Below are 284 nucleotides of genomic sequence, written 5' to 3' on the forward strand. Positions count from 1 at the left end.
GGACTAGCAACGTCCTTTTTACAAAAACAAAACGAATACTTACATGAGTGCGGAATAAAAACGATGGCATTTATTCCGGGAGTTGGTGAAAAACGTGGTCCGCTATGTGAAGGTTTACCAACGTTAGAAAAGCACCGCAATATGCGCCCACTTGAAGCGTACTTAGAACTTGTACAAGAATGTGGTGTCGATAAGGTGTTAATCGGGGATATAAGCGGAAGTATAGAAAGTGTACAAGAGATAGCGAGTGCGAGTAGAGGAAATATTCCGCTGCGATACGAGCC

Annotated in this window: 1 protein-coding gene; it reads left to right on the forward strand. The window is 43.3% G+C overall.

From position 1 onward, the window contains the following. A partial coding sequence (locus tag ACSG5Z_RS32070) for a MupG family TIM beta-alpha barrel fold protein (protein WP_435712967.1) occupies positions 1-284 on the forward strand: 284 nt, incomplete at both ends.

Origin of the sequence: Bacillus pretiosus (assembly GCF_051294775.1) — a bacterium.
Classification (GTDB): Bacteria; Bacillota; Bacilli; order Bacillales; family Bacillaceae_G; genus Bacillus_A; species Bacillus_A wiedmannii.